We start from the raw sequence: 18,720 nt of genomic DNA, 5'->3' as shown, positions 1-18,720 counted from the left end.
TAAAAGTTGTCGAATCATCCCTCACTAAGTGAGTTATATATATCCCTTAACTGAGCGCTATACTTTTTACTATAAGGGATTCTTATTTTTTTTAGATAATCATAGAGGTTAGCTTGATCGTTTTTCAGTAAAAAAAATTCCAATAAATGGATAATTAAGAAATCCTTGTAAATTGGCAAATATTTTACAACAGTACTTTCATCATCATTACCCTCTTGGTTTTCGGCATCTTCTTTGATAATATCCATTTTAACAACTACGTATTTCATGAAAAAAGATAACTCTCCCTTCAATATTTCTTCCAAATCTGAAATCGAAGCTCCTGAAGCCAATATTTTAGCAACATCATGACCGAATAGTAATTTTGGAACCACTTCATCATTGATATCCAAATTTAGTAGCCCTGCCAATTTTTTCAGGGCATCATCATATAAATCTGCACTCACAAACTTTTCTACTTCTATTTCATTCACCATGTATTCACGTCCTCTAATATTCTGATTAGGTCATAGCCTGTATGTCTGTATGGATCAACCGATTCGTGTACCCAAGGTGGCAAAGCATCTAAGTTATCAGGATGATGTACGTTCTCACCTCCCGTCCTTTGAGGGATATTTTTATGGTGTAATTCAATTGGAACGTCCATCTCTGAATGCAAACCAGTTTTTCTATTTCTCACCTCGACTTTCATCTTTGGCGCATTTCCATTAGCCATCAAATCAAGATTTCTCTGCGAGTATTTACCAGGATTAGCTTTTGCTTCATTCTTCCAAAAACTTTTTCTGGAAGTATTCCAGCACGCGAGACCTAAAGGATCCACCCACCCCAAGGCATTCGGGGCATACTGGTATAAATTCAACCCACCCAACAAACCTATCGGATCTTGCTGGGTAAATCGTCCGTTATCGGGGTCATAATAACGGTATAAATTGTAATGTAACCCCGTTTCCCTGTCGAGATATTGACCCTGCATCCTCAGGTTTTGCGGGCCGCCGGTTGTGATTTCCCGCGGGTCGGTTTCGCCTGTGACTTTGCCCCAACAGTCAGGCTCGCCGCGCCAGCATTCCTTTCCCTCACTGTCGGTCATTAGTTCCGGCTGACCGTTGACCTGGTTGTGGAAATAATAAACTTTACTGCCACCGCCCGTGCTGTCGATTCTGGCGAGCGGGGCATAACTGGTCTGATCGCTGTAGGTGTAAACCTGTGTACACTTGCCGCTGAACTCGGCCAGCAGGCGCGGGCCCTCCCATAAAAACCGGGTTTCCGAGGGCTGAAATTTATCCGGCACGAAGGTCACGAGATCCATGCGCTGGTAACGCACACGCTTGCTGATCCGTCTGCCTAGCGGGTCGTAGCTAAAATTCACCACACATTCCGGCCGCGTTTTACTGACTGGCTGATGCAGCACTTCGACCAGCTGATGATCACTGTTATAGCGGTACAACCAGCGCTCGCCGTGGGTGCGTTTTTCAGTCGTTCGGCCGTAAATGTCGTACTGGTAATCACACCTGTCGTGCTGCATAACCCGGTTATGCGGCCACAACCCGATATTCAGGGTCGTATCCAGCGGATTGGATGCAGGGTCGTAGCGGTAATGCTGAGGTGAGGGGGCTGGCCCTTCACGACCGGTCAGGTGGTCCGCCGCGTCATAGGTGTAACGACGGGCACGGAAATGCGTCGTGCTCTGATGAACCTGGGTCAGATTATCCCTCAGGTCGTAATGCCAGCTTTCTTTCGATTGTGCCAGCGCCGCGTGGGGTGTGCGGCCCGTCCACCGTTCGCTAACGCGCCCATGGCGGTCGTGGCGGAAACCGGTTTGAAGCACTCCCTGTGTCCGGCCAGTTTCCCGGTGCAATGCATCACGACTGAACTCGGTAATTGATTGTGAATCCAGCATCACCTGCAAGGCGTGCCCGCTACCATAATAAAGCGTTTTCAGCGTGCGACCGTCCGGCAACTTTATCGCGTTGCGATTACCCAGCGCATCATAGAGGTAGTTAACCTCGCCATTGTGACCACGCTCAGATAACAGTTGGCCAGCGGGATCGTAGGCCAGTGAAAGACGCTCAGGTGCCCGACCATCTTTCGGCGTGAAAAAGGCGTCAGTCATTTGTCCGAGCGGGTCGTACTGATACTGCGTGACACCATCAGGCGTTTGTCGGGCGACTAACTGCCCACGCAGATCTCGTGTGAAATGGTGAGTCAGCGCCTGATTTGTACCTGCGGCAAAGGTTCTGCTGTTGCTACGGTCACAGGTATCATATTCGTAGCGGGTAGCAACACCATCAAGACCGCTTTCTTCAGTCAGCCTGTCGTTTTCACCCCAGCGGAAGCCGTACGCTTCACCGTTTTCATTCATGAAACGGGTCAGCCGCCCGCGCGGATCGTACGAATGGGAAACCGTTCCCCCTAAAGCATCACGACTGAAAAGCAACTGACCGGTCGCGGGGTCATAACCGTATTCCCGCAATGTGCCATCAGCGGCCTTTAATCCGACCAGCCGGCCTTTTTCATCCCAAAGCGCATGTTCCGTCCGTGCCTCTGCCGACGTTACCTGCACTATCCGCCCGGCAGCATCGTATTCATAATGCCGTGTTTCTCCTGCTGCATCGGTCATTGAGACCTGCCGGTAATGCTCATCGTAAGCATACTGCGTGGTATGCCCGGAGCAGTCCTGCGCACGGGTTAACTGGCCGCGTTCGTTCCACGAAAAACGGCTGATACCCCCAAGCGGGTTGATGTAAGCCGTCACCTGACCAAACCCGTCCCGTTCATAGCGACTGATTTGCCCGAGTTCATCCTCTTCAGCGATGACGCCGTGACAGGCGTCATAGTGCAGGCTGTAAACGCCGTCCTGCGGATTGATAAACTGGCGGGGAAGTGCCTGCCGTTCCAGCCACAGGGTATGACTTATGCCACCGAGCGGGTTGGTTTCTTTGACAAGGTTGCCGGATGCATCATAGTCAAACTGCTGTACCGCGCCGTCCGGTGCGACGGTTTGGGTGAGTTGCTGATTTTCATCCCACGCATAACACCACGCGTTGCCCGCTTCATCGATAAAACGCTCTACCAGATATTCTTCATTCCAGTAGTGCTCACGGGTCATACCGTCTGACTCCTGAACACGGGTAACACGCTCATTCAGGTCATAACTTATCGTGCTGCGCCTTCCCGCGCTGGTGGCGTGTGCGATAACCCGCCAGTCATCCTCAAATTGCTGCCAGCGGTAATCGCTTCGCAAGCCTGATGGCAGAACGTGCCACGCCATCAGCCTTTCGGCGGTGTAATCAAACTCGCGAATAACCACGCCAGCGGCGTCAGTGACTTTCGTCAGCTGGCCGGTGAGGCCGTAGCCATAGGTCATGAGTGTGCGGGGGTTTTTGCTGCTGGCGTCCGTGATCTTTGTGACACGTAACGGATCTGAAGCAAGCTGATAATGCAGGCTGATCCTCAGGCTATCTTCCGTGTCTCTCAGCTCAGCGAGCTTTCCCTGCTCATCATAAATGAGCAACAGACCATTGCCGTATTCGTCGCTCAACGACGTCAGCCGCAGCTTGCCGGCTAATTGAGGATCCGGGACATATAACCGCCAGACGCTACCGTCCATATCGGCAACCAGAATCTGCCCCACATCTCCGGCAGCCACCAGCAAACCGGAAGCAGGATAGATTTTTCGTTCACCGGCTGCCAGCGAGGCAAAGCGTAATTCACGCCCGCTTTCATCATGAAAACAGGTCATTTCTCCTTCGAGGGTCAGACTCGTCTCAAAGGGTGTCCGCCATCCCGCACCAAACATTCCCGCCACCGTATTGCGGCTGCTGTAAATGCGTTGCCAGCGAAGAGGGAAACGTGCCGGTAAAACAAAATCCAGATCTTCTTCACCGGCCAGCACTTTAGCGCCGGTAGCCGCATGCACGGGCATAAAAGCCGATTGCACAGAAGCCGCCAGTTTACTGCTCAACATACCTGCGCCCATCATCAGCAGCATGCACGGCAGTCTGCTGAACATTTTAGAGGGTCTCCCCATCGCCAACATGCTCACCGCCATCAACAAATCCAGCCCCGGCACTTTTCCACTGGAGATTGGGCGCACTATGACCGCTGCGCCGCCGATAGTGACGTTGGGCGATACGGCGGTTGAAACGGTGCCGCCGCAGGTTGTGCGATCTTTCCCACGTACGGCAGGTAAATCGTTAATGGAGACGGTAGAAGAGCCTTCCGCAAGATATTGCGGAGGGGCAGGAGGATGTTTATCGCAAAGGACGATATCCTGATTTGAAGGCGCGACCGGCCCCGGAGGCAGCGCAACGGTCGGATTCATCAGCTCCATACCAATGGCCTTAACGCCATTGAGCAGCATGGCGACGTAATCCCTTTCGCCTTCAGGTTCTGGCGTTAATCCGGCCTGTTCGGTGGTGCTGAGCAAACGTCCGGCGGCCCGCGCGGCCGCAATATCATTGGTCAATACATCGGGCGCACCGGTGGTGATAACGCCCGCGGGTGAAGGGGGGAACATCGCGTTCGCCAGTCCCTCACTCTCGCTGATGACCTCATCCATCATCCCCGTGGCCTCAAGAACAAAACCGGCAATCAGCCCGGACCCCACACAGGTGCCCGCAGCGGCCACGGCAGTTGCCGCTATGCCCCCGGCCGCCAACGCCGGAGCCGCTACAATGGCGACCCCCGCAACGATGGCACCCGCGGCAGCAACTGCAATCCCCTGAATTGCAACCGCAGCAATATCGGCCATTACGCTGGTATGAATAATGGCATCACCCAGACGGGCAGCATGTTCATCAGCCATGATGTCTGCTCCCCGGTCAGGATTGAGTCAGACACAATGACTGGCAAAGTTTTTGCCAGTAAAGGTTCTGCTCATCAGTAAAGGGTTGTAATGCGGTGCGGGTAAAAATCAGCATCTCCCGCGGATCAGAACGATAAATCGCCAGCTGACGCTGATGATGGATGTGTGCCCCGCGCCTGAAACTGCAATCGGTCTCCAGTGCGTTGAGCGCAGGTGACATCGGCAGCACGCGGCGCTGACGTGGCTCAGTGTGCAGAAGTTCTACGCTATTGAGCAGAATTGACCATTGATAATCCAGTTCCTCCTCAAAATCCCGTTCTTGCGGTATCAAGCCCCGGCTGACAATCAGTGAAGAATTATCATGGGTATTGCGGAAAATATTCAGGCTGCAATCCAGCCAGTTGTTGCCATCGGGCATCGGGAATGTGCATTCGTCCGTGCGGTAAAGATTCATAATCACTCACTTTCCTTGTTGAAAATTGCATCGATGCTGCTTTGAATTGATTGTTTATAACTTTCTCCCGGTGCGCTGGCCGGGGAACCGGGGGAAGAAGGGTTCAGACCCAGAACACCGCCGAGGGTATTGATTACGCCATTGCCTTCAATAGTGACATTGAGGCTTTTCCCTTTGAGATTGATGGCTCCGCTGGCATGCAACTCAAGCGCGCTTTCACCACACTCCAGCCGGATAAGTTCTCCGGATCCTAAAGTGACAATCTTGACGGCCAGGCTGGTAAACGCGCCTCCCGTCAACTCAGCCACATCACCTTTTACTGCGGATGATTGTCCAACCTTGACCGTCGATCCCTGGAATCCTTCGATAGCGTGAGTTTCATTACCCTTAACAATTTTTGTGCGATCGCCCTCGATGATATTGGTCTCATTACCTTTGATGGTTTTTACCCGATGACGATCGACGGTGAGCGTCTGATCGTTCAGGACTTTGGTCTTCATGTCCTTCTGCGCCTGCATCGACAACAATTGATTGCCCGTCGCATCTTCAAACATCAGCTCGTTGTAGCCGTCGCCTTTGTAGGTTTGCGAGCGGATCGCCATCTGCGTTTTGGTTCCTGGCAGGCCGCCGGGCGCGCGGTTTGTCGCGTGATAAGTGCGGCCGGTGATGATTGGCTGATCAGGATCCCCGTTCAGAAAATCGACGATCACTTCCTGCCCGACGCGGGGGACGGCAATGTTGCCAAAACCTGTACCCGCCCAGGCCTGTGATACGCGGATCCAACATGAGCTGTAGTTATCGGCTTTGTTGTAACGATCCCATGCGAATTTCACACGCACGCGACCATGCTCGTCACAAAAGATCTCTTCGCCCGGAGGTCCGGTGACAATGGCGATCTGCGGGCCGTCAACGCGCGGTTTGGGATGCGGCATTGACCGCCATGTTTGGGCAGAAGGGATAACTTCAAATTCATTAACCAGCGTTGTTCCCTGACCTTCGTTGCCAATCCATGCCTGCGGCTGGTCGCCGCTCAACTCGCTTGAGACCACCTGCCAGTTCACGTTCAGATCTTCACGCGGATGGTTTGTTAACGAAAAACAGAGACCTGGGGATAATACGGGGCTATTACTTCTGCCGGCAACGACGTCAGCGTTGTTACGCCAGCCTTCAATCTGGTACTTGGCGAAATCGGCACCGTGCTGTTCATCTTTGAAACGCCCCGGATAGTCGAAAATCTTGTACAGGTCATGTTGGTTTTTCATCTTTGACGGCTGCTGCTGGTATTGTGCCTGCCAGTTGGGCGCGGTGAAGGTGTAATCCTGTGTGACAACTTCCGAGGGCCGGATGCGTGCGCTGCGCCGGAAATTATTAATGCAGTAAGTGTCGGCCTCAGTGGCCGAATTGGGGTTGTAAGGCAGGGAGCCGATGCCCGTTAATGCGGAACAGTTGTCTGCAAAAGTCAGCTTCTGGTCGTTGGCTTCCAGATACTCCTGTTCATAAAAGAAGATCCCTTCTTCAGCACACAAACGGGAAATATAATCAAAATCAGTTTCCATGAACTGCACGCAAAACTCGCGCGCACTATGGCTGGCACGAAACAGAGTGTCATATTTAACCACTTCCATTTCGCTCAACAGCGGCTGGAAAATGTTGCGGATATCCAGATTCTGAAAACTGCGACAGTTCGTTCTCAGAGAGCTGCGCCAGAAATTAGGCCGGATGGTCATTCGGTAAAGTGTCTGATGTTTACCGGTATCACCTTGCTCGCAAAACGTCACGATGCCGCGTACACGCCGCTTAATCTCAGTGCCTTGCCAGATTGTCAGCGTCGCATTTTCATCGAGAACCTTTTCAAACCCAACGGCCGGGTCGCTGCTTGCCAGCGTAATATTTAGCGTGAAGAGTTCGGAGTAATTTTGCGAAAGATGAAAATTCACGACCGCGAAGGTGTCTTTTGCCGTGCTGCCTGCAGTGAAAGTGAAGCGCGTTCCATTAATCGCCATGCTGTTATTCCTTTATCATCCGTGGTCATTCATTAATCAGAAAGTAATTTTCTAGGCAATATATAATTAAAATAAATACAATAAATTCAATTAGATAAACAAAATCAGGACAGGAAAATTAAACTGACTTTCACAGTTTATCCATGACACGGATCACATAAGCCCTCAGGGACCGAAATGTAAGCCATAAATTTGCCAGCTTTGTTAAGTCGGTATTTTGCAAATGAGAAAGCAAGAAGAAGGAGGGCAGAAGTCACGGGCTTAGCTACACTGATGAGCAAAATTATGAGGAATGGCGGAGACGGGTTCTGCTCTTTGTTTCTTCTGTAATAACACCACCCCATACCCAAAAGGAGAAGTGAATGAAAAGTGGCGATTATTGCCGTTTATTGTTGCTGGCGGCTATCTGGGGCGGGAGCTTTTTGTTTATGCGGGTGGCGTCTCCGGCGTTCGGGGCGATCAATACCGCGTTTTTACGGGTGCTGTTCGGGTTTGTCGGGCTGGTGGTGATTCTGGCGGTGCTGCGCACACCACGGGATTTTCAGGGGAAATTCCGCAGTGCGTTGCTGCTCGGCGTGATCAACTCCGGGCTGCCGTTTCTGATGTATTGCCTGGCCGCGCGCTGGCTGCCCGCCGGGTATTCGGCCATTCTCAATGCCACGACGCCGCTGATGGGTGTGGTGGTGGGCGGGCTGTTTTTCCATGAAAGCGTGACGCTCAAAAAGGCGCTCGGCGTGCTGCTGGGGTTATTGGGCATTACACTGCTGACCGCCACCGGCGCGGCGCAGTCCGTGTCGTCGCTGCTGGCGGGCGTGATCGCCTGTCTGATAGCGACCAGCTGTTATGCGGTGGCCGGATTCCTGACGCGCCGCTGGATTTCCGAGCGAGGCGGGCTGGATCCAAAACTGGTGGCGACCGGCAGTCAGCTGGGCGCGACGCTGTTCCTCCTGCCGTTCTTTTTGTACACCTCCGCAACCGAAGCGCCGGTCAACTGGGCACAGCCGGTGGTCTGGCTGTGCGTGCTGGCGGTCGGTTTCATCTGCACGGCCTGGGCGTATATTTTGTATTTCCGCCTGAACGCCGATATCGGCCCGCTACGCAGCATGACCGTGACGTTTCTCATCCCGCCGTTTGGTATTTTGTGGGGCTATCTGTTGCTCAATGAAACGCTGTCGGAAGGGTTCTTTGCGGGTGGTGTACTGATTTGTCTTGCTGTATGGCTGGTGCTCAGCCCGGGGAAGAAGGTGGCGGAAAAGAAAATCGCCGCGTCTTAAACTGACGAATTCAGACGCGGCGCAGCATTAACCGAGATACTCGATGATGGACAGGCCACCGTTGTAGTCGGTGCTGTAGATGATGCCCTGCGCATCGACAAACACGTCGCAGGACTGAATCACCTGCGGCCTTCCGGGGCGGGTGTCCATCATTTTGGCCGGAGCCGCCGGCACCAGCGCACCGGTCTCTTTCGGCTGATACGGATTGCTGATGTCGTAAGCGCGAACACCGGCATTCTGGTAAGTGGCGAAAATCAGCGTCGAGCTGACAAAGCTGCCCGGCCGGTTCTCATGCAGGTTGTGCGGGCCAAAATGCGCGCCTTTGCTGACATAATCCCGCTCATCCGGCTGCGGGAACGTCGAAATACTCACCGGACTGGACGGTTCGCGCACGTCGAATACCCAGATAAGCTTCTCACCGTCTTCCTGATTATCCAGCACCGCTTCATCAAGCACGATCAGCAAATCCCGGTCCGGCAACGGCAGCGCGGTGTGCGTACCGCCACCAAACGGCGGGCTCCAGTTACGGTGCGAAATCAGCTGCGGCGCGGTCCGGTCTTTGATGTCCAGCAGCGTCAGGCCGCCGTCGCGCCAGCTGGCATACGCCGTGTCGCCGCTGATGATCGCGTGATGCAGCGCGTAACGTTTACCTTCCGGCCAGCCCTGCGTTTCACCGCCCGCGGTGTGCATCCCCGGCAACCACCAGCGTCCCGCCACCTGCGGATGACGCGGGTCAGCCAGATCGATAGTCAGGAAAATATAATCACTGTAACCGTCGATCAGGGCTGAAACGTAAGCCCAGCGCCCGCCGACATACCAGATGCGGTGAACGCCGATGCCTTCCAGCCCGAGAAAGCCGATCTCTTTTGGCTGATCGGGCGTCGAAATATCAAAAATCCGCACACCGGCACTCCAGCCGCGCTGCTGTGTGCCTTTGACCGTCTCGCTGACGGAACGGGTGTAATACACTTTTTCATCGGCAAAACGCACGTCGGCAAACAAATCGCGGGCGTTGATCACCAGCAGTAAATCGTCGTGCGCCTGTAAATGCACATTCCAGGTGCCCGGCGGTGCCGCAACGAAACCGGCATGGCGCGGATTTTTCGGGTCGCGGACATCCACGATAGAAAAACCCTGCGACACCATATGGCCGATATAGGCATAACCACGGTGAACCATGACCTGTACGCCGTCAGGCTTTCCACCCTGATCGCTGTGCCCGATCAGCCGCATGTTGCGGCTGAATTCCGGTTGCGGAAGAGATTGAGTTGTCATGTTCCGGCCTTATTTCTTATTTTTGGCTTCGAGGGTGGCGAACCACGGGGCGATGAAATCATCCGATTTACCCCAGCCCGGAATGACTTTCGCCAGCGACGCGACGTTGACGGCGTCCGGATTGCTGATCAGCAACGCCTGCGGAATGGCAGAAGCTTTGAAATCATAGGTGGCAGGCGTTTTCTCGCCGGCAATTTTATTGGCAACCAGACGCAGGTTAATCGCGCCGATCAGTTTCGGATCGACCGCTGCACTCAGCTTCCACGGGCTGTTTGCTTCACGCATCAGGCCGATATCCTGATTGGAAATATCGATGCTGTAGAGTTTGATTTCCGTGCGGCCATTTTCCTGCAAGGCTTTGTACGCGCCCTGACTGAACGCATCCCACGTCCCCCAGATGGCGTCAATTTTGCCTTTCGGGTACTTCGCCAGAATCGCGCCAATTTTGTTGGCCGTGTCTCCCTGAACGTCCGAAGACACCGCGCCGACGGATTCGAGTTCATGAATTCCCGGCTGGTCTTTCAGCAGCTTTTTATAGGCATCCTGACGACGTTCCATTGGCGGAAAACCGGCGACCCACAGTTTGACGATACTGGCTTTGCCGTTGAAATCCTTCACCAGCTGGCCCACGGACATTTCGGTTAACGACGCATCGTCCTGCCGGGTAACGGTTACGCCGGGAATGTCGCCGTTGACGGCGGTATCAAAAACCGACACCGCGATGCCGCTGGCGGTAATGCGTTTGAGCAATTCGGTGGAATACGGATCGCGTCCCTGAGACAAAATAATGCCGTCGTACTTCTGGCTGATGGCCTGATTGACGAAATCCTGGAATTTGGCGTCATCGCCGTTACTCAGAAATGTGCTGACCTGAAAACCTAACTTGCGGCCTTCCTGGATCGCGCCGGAGACAAATTGCGTGGTGTTATCGTCCGAGCCCAGATTGCGGATCACCGCAATGCGCACCGGCCCTTTATGATCAGCAATGGCTTTCGGTATCGCGGCGGTGTCTGCCGCAAAAGCAGGAAAGACCGACAACAAACTTAATGCCAGCAATGAAGAGGAGAACAGTTTCATTTCAATTACCCTGTGTGTGGTTAATCATCATTCGAACGGGAAGACAATTCATACAGGCCTTTGGGGAGGCTTTTAGAATGCGTTAATGAATTGATTGTCCGAGTTTTGATGACAGGGTAGTGATTGGCAACGAACTAAAAGGCATAAGTTAATGCCAAAGATTATTAGCCATCCGGATGTCCGGGCGTAGGATGTTAACAGCTTCTAATTTAAGGATTTCCCCATGAGCGATACTGATATCCGCGTGGTTACCGGCCCCGCAAACTACTTTTCTTTCCCCGGCGCGATTGAACGTCTGGCGCTGTTTTACACGCCGGAACAACTGGATAACGCGCTGTGGATTTACGGCGAACGCGCACTCGCGGCAGCGCAGGACTATCTGCCCGAAGCCTTCAGCGCATCGCAGGCGAAGCGCGTATTGTTCAGCGCCCATTGCAGCGAAACCGAAGTGCAGCGCATCGCGGCAATTGGCGGGGAAGACCGTCAGGTCGTGATTGGGATCGGCGGGGGCGCGGTGCTGGATACCGCGAAAGTCGTGGCCCGTCGCCTTGGATTACCGGTAGTTGCCATTCCCACTATCGCCGCCACCTGCGCCGCCTGGACGCCGCTTTCCGTGTGGTACAACGATGAAGGGCAGGCGTTGCGCTATGAAATTTTCAATGACGCTAACCATCTGGTGCTGGTCGAACCGCGCATTATTCTCAGGGCGCCGAAGGAATATCTGCTGGCCGGAATCGGCGATACGCTGGCGAAATGGTACGAAGCGGTGGTGCTCAGCCCGCAGCCGGAAATTCTGCCTTTAACGGTGCAGCTTGGCCTGAACACGGCGCTGACGATCCGCGACGTTCTGCTCAACGAAAGTGAAGCGGCGTTGCAGGCGCAGGACGACAATCAGCTGACGCAATCTTTCCTCAACGTACTGGACGCAATCATTGCCGGTGGCGGGCTGGTCGGCGGTCTGGGCGATCGCTATACCCGCATTGCCGCCGCGCACTCAGTGCATAACGGCCTGACGGCGCTGCCGCGAACTGACGCCTTCCTGCACGGCACCAAAGTGGCTTACGGCATTCTGGTGCAGAGCGCACTGCTGAATCAGCCGGAAGTGGTTCAACAACTGAAAGCGCTGTACCGCGTGCTGGATCTGCCGGTCAGTCTGGCGCATTTGCAGGTGGATATTCATGACGAAGCGCAGATCTCACGCCTGATTGAACGCACCTTGCAGGCTGGAGAATCCATTCATCTGTTGCCGGGAAATCCGAATGCAGAACAGCTGCGTCTGGCGTTTGAATTTGTTGAAAACTTTTAACTTATGGAAAACCTTTAATTTATGGATAATAAATAGTGCGGCGGTGTCTTAATATTCCGAAAATAAAAACCCGGCATTTGCCGGGTTTAATTTATAAAGCTGACGATAAAGACTGAAGATAGTCAATATATCCTTTCGCGCTTTTCTCCAGTTCTTCTAGCGAAATTCCATCTTCCGCGCCGTAAGAAGCATAGAAGGGAAGATAATTGGCCTCCACATATCTTGCCGTCATTTCGAAAGGCAAAAGTATTTCTTTTAACGAATGCTGATAACGTCCTTCAGGCGCAAAATCCTCTTCCTTAATACCGGCGCTCACGGCCAGAGAAAACTTCCGGTTTCTGAGCTTGTGCCCGCTGGTGGAGCCGTACGCCCAGCCATAGGTGAAGACTTCATCGAGCCATTGTTTCAGCAGCGGCGGGCTGTTAAACCAGTACAGCGGAAATTGCAGAACCATGCTGTCGTGCTGTTCAATTAACTGCTGTTCTTTATGGACATCGATAATCCCGTCGGGATAAGCCTGATAAAGATTATGGACTGTATATAAATCGGGGTATTGCGTTAATTCCTGCATCCACCGTTTATTGATAACAGATTCATTCAGATTTGGATGAATAACAACAATGAGCGTTTTCAAATAATATCTCCCTTTATTCGATGAAATAATTCAGTGTCTGTTTGATGTTTGCATCATAGGGATGCTTTAATTTAAAGTACAATACTGTCATTTATGATAGGTACTATACAAAAGGATAGTGTAATGAATACAGAAACGGTCGATATTTCCTGCGAGCTTCAGGAAGAAACAGGGTTCGCGTATACGCTTTCGCTGGTCAGCGGAAAATATAAAATGATTATCCTTTACTCACTGACCGGGGCTACGCCTGTCGTGCGCTTCAATGAGCTAAAACGCCGTCTGGGGAAAATTTCATTCCGAACCCTAAGCCTCACGCTGAAAGAGCTGGAGAGCGACGGTTTGATCATCAGAAAGGAATATCCGCAAATTCCGCCCAAAGTGGAATACAGCCTTTCTGAAAGAGGTCAGTCGCTGATCCCGGTTTTAGACATGATGTGCGAGTGGGGAAACGTCCACAGCAATGACCCGCTGAACTGACGGATACACAGCGCCAGATTACATAGCCGATGAATGTGCAGAAAAAACGGGGTACTGTGTAAAGAAATCGTAAAGTAAACCGCAGTTAAACAGTCAGCACATATTCCCAAACCTTCGTTCTTCTTTAAATCCACGTTGTAAAGTTGTTTAAAAATCAGGTGATACCGTGATTATTTCAGGCACTGGAAATCAATCATGGAACACTCATCCCTTAACGAAACCGAATCCCTCAGTGGAAATTACTCCGCTGGAAAAAACATTAAAAAAGCCAGTGGATTCACTCTGTTTATGGATCTGCTGAGTGGCGCACGTACTCCGGATGCGTTGTGGAAAAACCGCATGTTCCGCGTGAAATACGCCGTACGAACCTTGCTGCACCCGCTGGATACGTTGAAGGTGCTCGACAAGATGGCCGCAGAGCCGGTCTGGCAGGAAGCGCTAAGCGTGCAGACCAAACTGCCCAATAAAATTCACAAGCCCTATTTGTATCTCGGTTTGCCGTCCGCCGGGCGTGCAGATGCGCTGGTCGATCACTACGAATTTGTTAAAAGCCTCACTAATACGACGCTAAAAAAAGCTTTGCTGAGTGCAGAAGGTTACGCTGTCACGCAATTTGCAGGCAAAGACGGCGAAAGCTTCCGCGTTGTACTGGGTTCCATCGGCAAATCAGAACGTGAAGGCGAAGCCAACATGTTCCTTTACATGAATGAAATCCGTCTCGCAGCGCTGACGTTCAGCGTGGTGCAACGCCCGGAAGGGCCGACGATCGTAGTCGGCGGTTTCCAGGGCGCACACCGTTCAACGCCGCATGAAGTGATTAAACAGGCGACCAAATCCTGCTACGGGCTGTTTCCAAAACGTCTGTTACTGGAAAGCCTGCAACGCATTGCAGAAATGACCGGTGTGAAACGCATTCTGGCCGTCAGCGATACCGGGCACGTTTTCCGCAGCCTCCGTTACCGTCACCGTAAGAAAAATGTGTTTGTCGCCAGCTATAACGAATTCTGGGATTCCATCAGTGCGACGGTGTATTCATCGGCGTTATATGACGTTCCGCTGGAACTGCCACGCAAAACCATGGAAGAGATCCCGAGCAAAAAGCGTTCCGAATACCGTAAACGCTATACCTTGCTCGATGAACTCAGCGAAAGCACAGCGTCACTGCTGAAAGCCTGATATTCCGGGCGATTTATGAATCAGAATTACCCGCTGTAGCAGGCAATAAGGCCAGGGAATGGCCTGTTTTACCCCTTTCATGCACGACCTTTCACCTTAAAGTGAAAAGAAATCCTAAGATTTTTCCCCAGGTTAAGTCATGGTTTTGATTAGTAATAGTCAGCAAACCATTCAACTCCAAACTAATGCAAAATGAACATTCTCTCGAATTGTGATTTTTTAATGGACGGGAATGTTACACGTATCGCAAAATTGCCTGACAAATCACCCGCCGCGCTTTCAAATGTGAACTGATTCACATCTATTCATTCATTCCGCCTATATAAAACGCTATCTCTATAAAAACGAAACAGCGGTTCATATTTCTAAACTCTCTGGCGGAACGACACATGAACACAGAAAAACCAATTTTATTTAAACATCAGCTGGCGTATGGCGGTGGGAATTTACTGGGCAGCGGGGCGCTGGCGATTGCCGGGATCTGGCTGCTTTATTTCTACACCACGTTTTGCGGCCTGACCCTGCTTCAGGCTTCTGCCATCTTTTCGGTTGCCAGCATTATTGACGCCATCAGTAACCCGCTGATGGGTTACCTCTCGGATAACTTTGGTAAAACGCGCCTCGGCAAACGCTTTGGCCGCCGCCGTTTCTTCATCTTGCTCGGCGTACCGCTGATGATGTTCTACCCGCTGCTGTGGGTCGAAGGCTTCGGGTTCTGGTATTACCTGTCCACCTACGTGCTGTTCGAGCTGATTTATACCTCGGTCATGGTGCCGTATGAAACGCTCGCGACCGAAATGACTACCGACTTCTCGGCCCGTTCTAAACTGACCGGTTACAAGGCGATTTTCGGTAAAGTGGCAAACTTCCTGGCGGCTTTCATTCCCGGCCAGTTCATCCTGATTTACGGCAAAGACTCCGCGCAGCCGTTCTTCTTCACGGCACTGACGTACGGGGTGATCCTGTGCGTTGCCATCGGCCTGTTGTATTTGTCATCCTGGGAACGCCCGGTGGAAGAGACCACGCCGGTTGACGAAACCAAAATGAGCCTCGGCAAAACCATGCTGACGCTGGTACGCGATATGAAATCGACGTTCCACCTGCGCGTATTCCGTAAGCATCTGGGCATGTATCTGTGCGGATTTGGGGCAGAATGGCTCTTCGCGTCGGTCTTCACCTACTTCATTATTTTCGTTCTGCAATATGACCCGACCATGGTCGCCGGGCTGAGCAGCCTGAACTCCATTCTGCAACTGTTCTCTACCGCGATTTTCATCGGTATTTGCGTGAAACACGGCTTCAGCAAGCCATACATTCTGGCGCTGGGCATCGTGGTGTTCTCCGTCCTTTGCTACAGCCTGCTGCATTTCCTGCACCTGCCGCAGCAGTACGCGACCGTGGCGATGCTGACCATTACCGTGATTTTCGGTATCGGCACCGGCGGCGTTTACTACATTCCTTGGACGGTTTACACCTTCCTGGCTGATGTGGATGAAGCCTTTACCGGCCGTCGTCGCGAAGGGATCTACGCCGGGGCGATGACCTTCTCCGGCAAGCTGATGCGCTCGGTGATCGTGTTTGTGATGGGTGCGATTCTGAGCTTCTACGGCTTCCAGTCCAAATCGCATACCCAGCCGGAAAGTGCAGTGATGGCGATTGCACTGGTGTTCTGCATCGGGGTCATCGGCCTTGCGCTGATGGCGATGCTGTTCAGTAACCAGATGAAACTGAACCGTAAAACGCATCTGGTGGTGCTCGGCGAAGTGGCGCGTATCAAGGCGGGCGGCGCCATCGGCCATATCAAGCCGGACGCACGCGCGGTCATGGAAGAGCTGATCGGCCATCCGTATGAAGAATGCTGGGGCAACAGCGCGGTATGCCGCAAAATCTTCAACACGCCCGCCGTCAGCGTGGATGTGCCTAAACCGCTGACCGGCACCACGCAACAGCCGTAATTTCAGCATCACACTGTATTTTGAACTCACCGACTGGCCGGGATAACCGGCCAGCGACCCCGTATTTTTTAAGGATGAGAAAAACTATGTGGGAATACAAACTGGCTGTGGTCGCGCTCTCCTTCGGGATTTGCACACACAGCGTAGCCGCCGCATTGCCTGAACCGGAAAATCTGCGCTGGCACAGCATCACTTTTGGTCAGTCCACCGACGTCAATTTCGCCACCAACGTATTGCCGGAAAAAATAGGCATGAACGAAGTGCGTCTGGCAGAGGATAAGCCCGTTCCCGCAACGGGTATTCCGCTGACCACACCGTTTACGCTGGAAAGCCGTGGCGGCAAAGTGGGGAACAGCCACGACGGCCTGACCTATTTCTATACGCGTCTGCCCGCGGAGGCGAATTTCCAGCTGGAAGCCGATATCACGCTCGATCAGTTTGGCCCGGAAAACGGCGCGAAACCGGCCGGTCAGGAAGGCGCGGGATTACTGGTGCGCGACATCCTCGGCGCACCGCGCGAGCCGGTCACCAAACCGGGCATTGAGGAGTTACCGGCTGCCTCAAATATGGTGATGAACAGCGTGATGGCAGTGGGCGATAAGCCGCCGGTCGTGGCGTTGATTGCACGGCAGGGCGTCAGACAGCCGTGGGGAAATACCGGGATCGGCATTGTGCGCGAGGAATACCACCCGCTGACCACGCCCGCACATTTCTCACTGCGGCTGACGCGAACGGACAGCGGTTTTGATGTTGCCTATGCGCCGCAGGGCAGCGACCAGTGGACGGTAAAATCTGCTGAAGGCGCAGACCGGGTCACACAGCTGGATAAAACCGGGTATTACGTCGGCTTCTTCGCATCGCGCAATGCCAAAATCACGGTCAGTCACGCGAAACTGACTCTCAGCGAAGCGCATTCCCTGCCTTCTGCGGCTTACGTGACACCGTCACTGAAACCGCGCATTGAAGTCATGTCTTCGCCGGTCATCGCGCGCCGCGACAGCGTATTTCAGCTGCGCACTAACGGCGACGGCCAGTTGCAGATAGATGAAGGTAATAAGCCGCTGTTACGGCAGAAAACCGTTCAGGGTGGGGAAGTGGTTGCCGTGCCGTTCCACGCCGGGCAGCCTTCCACCACGCTGAAAGTGACGTTCACGCCCGAAAGCGGGAAACCGCTGACGCAGGAATTTGCGGTTCGTATGGCGCTGGTCAGCAATCCTGATGCGCTTTATGTCTCGCCGCAGGGCACGGCTGAAAACGACGGTTCGCAGACGCATCCGCTGGATTTCGCCAGTGCGGTGGATCTGTTGGCGCCCGGCGGCACACTGTGGCTGGCTGACGGTGACTATCCGGCCAGCGTGATCACGGCCACCGCCAGCGGCACTCAGGCAAAACTGAAAACGCTGCGTCCGCTGGGTGAAAATGCGGTGTTTAACGGTTTAAAACTCGAAGCCAGTTTCTGGAATGTGCAGGGCATTACCGTCACGCAGAAAAGTTTTCATATTGCCGGAAGTCACAACCATATTGACCGCGTTAAAGCCCATCATGCCGACGATACCGGCATCTGGGTCGCCTCGCCGGACGGCATTGGCCGGGCGTTGTGGGCCAGCTATAACCTCATCAGCAATTCTGAATCCTGGGGAAATCAGGATCCGGGGCGTAAAAATGCCGATGGTTTTGCGGTCAAAATGCGCGTGGGCGAGGGCAACCGGCTGGTGAACTGCTATTCACATGACAACGTGGATGACGGATTCGACCTGTTCAACAAAATCGAAGACGGCCCGAACGGCAGCGTCACGATCGAAAACAGCTTGTCGGTTCACAACGGCAGTAACGGATTCAAGCTGGGTGGAGAAGGTCTGCCGGTGGCGCACCGCGTGCTGAACAACGTGGCGGTGGAAAACGGTATGGACGGCTTCACCGACAACTTCAACCCCGGCGCGCTTTACGTTGAAGGCAACCGCGCGGTGGACAACAAACGCTTCAACTTCCTGTTCCGTCCGTCGCCGTACACCACTGCGGATAAGCAGGGTGTTTTCAAAGACAATATTTCATTGCGTACCGCGCCGGGAAAATATGACGATTCTGTCAGCGGCAATATCGATGAGAGTAATTATTTTTATCTGAATAACAAAAGCGTGAATACTCTGAATAAAGAAATGATGCCGGGAGAGTTTATTTCTCTCAGGCTGCCGGATCCGGTTACCCGTCTTTCTGACGGCGGATTTAATTACGCTGACTTTTTGAAACGAAAATAAAGCAGCGTGATGAATAACAAGCATTACTTA

At 53.0% G+C, this 18,720-nt stretch carries 13 protein-coding genes; 6 read left to right on the top strand and 7 right to left on the bottom strand.

Going from position 1 to position 18,720, the window contains the following annotated elements:
• Positions 1-14 precede the first annotated feature (14 nt).
• From KWG64_RS09045 to tssI, 4 genes are read right to left on the bottom strand one after another with little or no spacing between them, the layout of a single operon-like run.
• Positions 15-476 carry a hypothetical protein gene (locus KWG64_RS09045; RefSeq protein ID WP_218521680.1) on the bottom strand — a complete coding sequence of 154 codons (462 nt, stop codon included), beginning with the start codon at positions 474-476 and terminating at the stop codon, positions 15-17.
• Positions 470-4,804 (bottom strand): RHS repeat-associated core domain-containing protein, encoded by a 4,335-nt coding sequence (locus KWG64_RS09040; RefSeq protein ID WP_218521679.1) that lies wholly within the window; start codon positions 4,802-4,804, stop codon positions 470-472. Before KWG64_RS09040 ends, KWG64_RS09045 begins: the two co-directional genes overlap by 7 nt.
• A 16-nt stretch (positions 4,805-4,820) precedes the next feature.
• Complete coding sequence (locus tag KWG64_RS09035) at positions 4,821-5,258, bottom strand: DcrB-related protein (RefSeq protein WP_255562139.1); 438 nt, start codon at positions 5,256-5,258, stop codon at positions 4,821-4,823.
• Positions 5,259-5,260: 2 nt separating this feature from the next.
• Positions 5,261-7,261, bottom strand: a complete 2,001-nt coding sequence (gene tssI, locus KWG64_RS09030) for a type VI secretion system tip protein TssI/VgrG (protein ID WP_218521677.1) — start codon at positions 7,259-7,261, stop codon at positions 5,261-5,263.
• Between the two features lie 362 nt (positions 7,262-7,623).
• Here tssI and KWG64_RS09025 point away from each other — a divergent pair, with 362 nt between their 5' ends.
• A complete protein-coding gene (locus tag KWG64_RS09025; protein ID WP_218521676.1) occupies positions 7,624-8,535 on the top strand; it encodes a DMT family transporter in 912 nt (303 codons plus the stop codon).
• Positions 8,536-8,562: 27 nt separating this feature from the next.
• Here the strand turns inward: KWG64_RS09025 and KWG64_RS09020 are convergent, their stop codons facing one another.
• A complete protein-coding gene (locus KWG64_RS09020) occupies positions 8,563-9,810 on the bottom strand; it encodes an LVIVD repeat-containing protein (RefSeq protein ID WP_218521675.1) in 1,248 nt (415 codons plus the stop codon).
• Between the two features lie 9 nt (positions 9,811-9,819).
• A complete protein-coding gene (locus KWG64_RS09015) occupies positions 9,820-10,887 on the bottom strand; it encodes a sugar ABC transporter substrate-binding protein (RefSeq protein WP_218521674.1) in 1,068 nt (355 codons plus the stop codon).
• 223 nt (positions 10,888-11,110) lie between these two features.
• On the opposite strand from KWG64_RS09015, the gene KWG64_RS09010 reads away from it, so the two are divergent.
• Entirely contained in the window at positions 11,111-12,193 is a 1,083-nt protein-coding gene (locus KWG64_RS09010) for an oxidoreductase (protein WP_218521673.1), read from the top strand.
• Between the two features lie 91 nt (positions 12,194-12,284).
• On the opposite strand, the gene KWG64_RS09005 is transcribed toward KWG64_RS09010, so the two are convergent.
• Entirely contained in the window at positions 12,285-12,827 is a 543-nt protein-coding gene (locus tag KWG64_RS09005; protein WP_218521672.1) for an NAD(P)H-dependent oxidoreductase, read from the bottom strand.
• A 123-nt stretch (positions 12,828-12,950) separates the two neighbouring features.
• Here KWG64_RS09005 and KWG64_RS09000 point away from each other — a divergent pair, with 123 nt between their 5' ends.
• From KWG64_RS09000 to KWG64_RS08985, 4 genes are all read left to right on the top strand, one after another.
• Complete coding sequence (locus tag KWG64_RS09000) at positions 12,951-13,304, top strand: helix-turn-helix domain-containing protein (RefSeq protein ID WP_218521671.1); 354 nt, start codon at positions 12,951-12,953, stop codon at positions 13,302-13,304.
• 195 nt (positions 13,305-13,499) lie between these two features.
• Positions 13,500-14,480: a VirK/YbjX family protein gene (locus tag KWG64_RS08995; RefSeq protein ID WP_218521670.1), complete on the top strand. Its 981-nt coding sequence runs from the start codon at positions 13,500-13,502 to the stop codon at positions 14,478-14,480.
• 389 nt (positions 14,481-14,869) lie between these two features.
• Complete coding sequence (locus KWG64_RS08990) at positions 14,870-16,435, top strand: MFS transporter (RefSeq protein WP_195813407.1); 1,566 nt, start codon at positions 14,870-14,872, stop codon at positions 16,433-16,435.
• Between the two features lie 86 nt (positions 16,436-16,521).
• Complete coding sequence (locus KWG64_RS08985; RefSeq protein WP_218521669.1) at positions 16,522-18,690, top strand: right-handed parallel beta-helix repeat-containing protein; 2,169 nt, start codon at positions 16,522-16,524, stop codon at positions 18,688-18,690.
• The last annotated feature ends 30 nt before the right edge of the window (positions 18,691-18,720 follow it).

Origin of the sequence: Rahnella sp. PD12R (assembly GCF_019200965.1) — a bacterium.
GTDB lineage: Bacteria > Pseudomonadota > Gammaproteobacteria > Enterobacterales > Enterobacteriaceae > Rahnella > Rahnella laticis.
The sequence above is the reverse complement of the archived record's forward strand: the minus strand, read 5'-3'. Positions and strand labels throughout refer to the sequence as shown.

Excerpts from the sequence above, each read along its gene's own strand:
- KWG64_RS09000 (WP_218521671.1), top strand. The coding sequence starts at position 12,951 with ATGAATACAGAAACGGTCGATATTTCCTGCGAGCTTCAGGAAGAAACA.
- KWG64_RS09045 (WP_218521680.1), bottom strand. The coding sequence starts at position 476 with ATGGTGAATGAAATAGAAGTAGAAAAGTTTGTGAGTGCAGATTTATAT.
- KWG64_RS09040 (WP_218521679.1), bottom strand. The coding sequence starts at position 4,804 with ATGGCTGATGAACATGCTGCCCGTCTGGGTGATGCCATTATTCATACC.
- KWG64_RS09035 (WP_255562139.1), bottom strand. The coding sequence starts at position 5,258 with ATGAATCTTTACCGCACGGACGAATGCACATTCCCGATGCCCGATGGC.
- KWG64_RS09020 (WP_218521675.1), bottom strand. The coding sequence starts at position 9,810 with ATGACAACTCAATCTCTTCCGCAACCGGAATTCAGCCGCAACATGCGG.
- KWG64_RS09010 (WP_218521673.1), top strand. The coding sequence starts at position 11,111 with ATGAGCGATACTGATATCCGCGTGGTTACCGGCCCCGCAAACTACTTT.
- KWG64_RS09015 (WP_218521674.1), bottom strand. The coding sequence starts at position 10,887 with ATGAAACTGTTCTCCTCTTCATTGCTGGCATTAAGTTTGTTGTCGGTC.
- KWG64_RS08990 (WP_195813407.1), top strand. The coding sequence starts at position 14,870 with ATGAACACAGAAAAACCAATTTTATTTAAACATCAGCTGGCGTATGGC.
- tssI (WP_218521677.1), bottom strand. The coding sequence starts at position 7,261 with ATGGCGATTAATGGAACGCGCTTCACTTTCACTGCAGGCAGCACGGCA.
- KWG64_RS09025 (WP_218521676.1), top strand. The coding sequence starts at position 7,624 with ATGAAAAGTGGCGATTATTGCCGTTTATTGTTGCTGGCGGCTATCTGG.
- KWG64_RS08985 (WP_218521669.1), top strand. The coding sequence starts at position 16,522 with ATGTGGGAATACAAACTGGCTGTGGTCGCGCTCTCCTTCGGGATTTGC.
- KWG64_RS08995 (WP_218521670.1), top strand. The coding sequence starts at position 13,500 with ATGGAACACTCATCCCTTAACGAAACCGAATCCCTCAGTGGAAATTAC.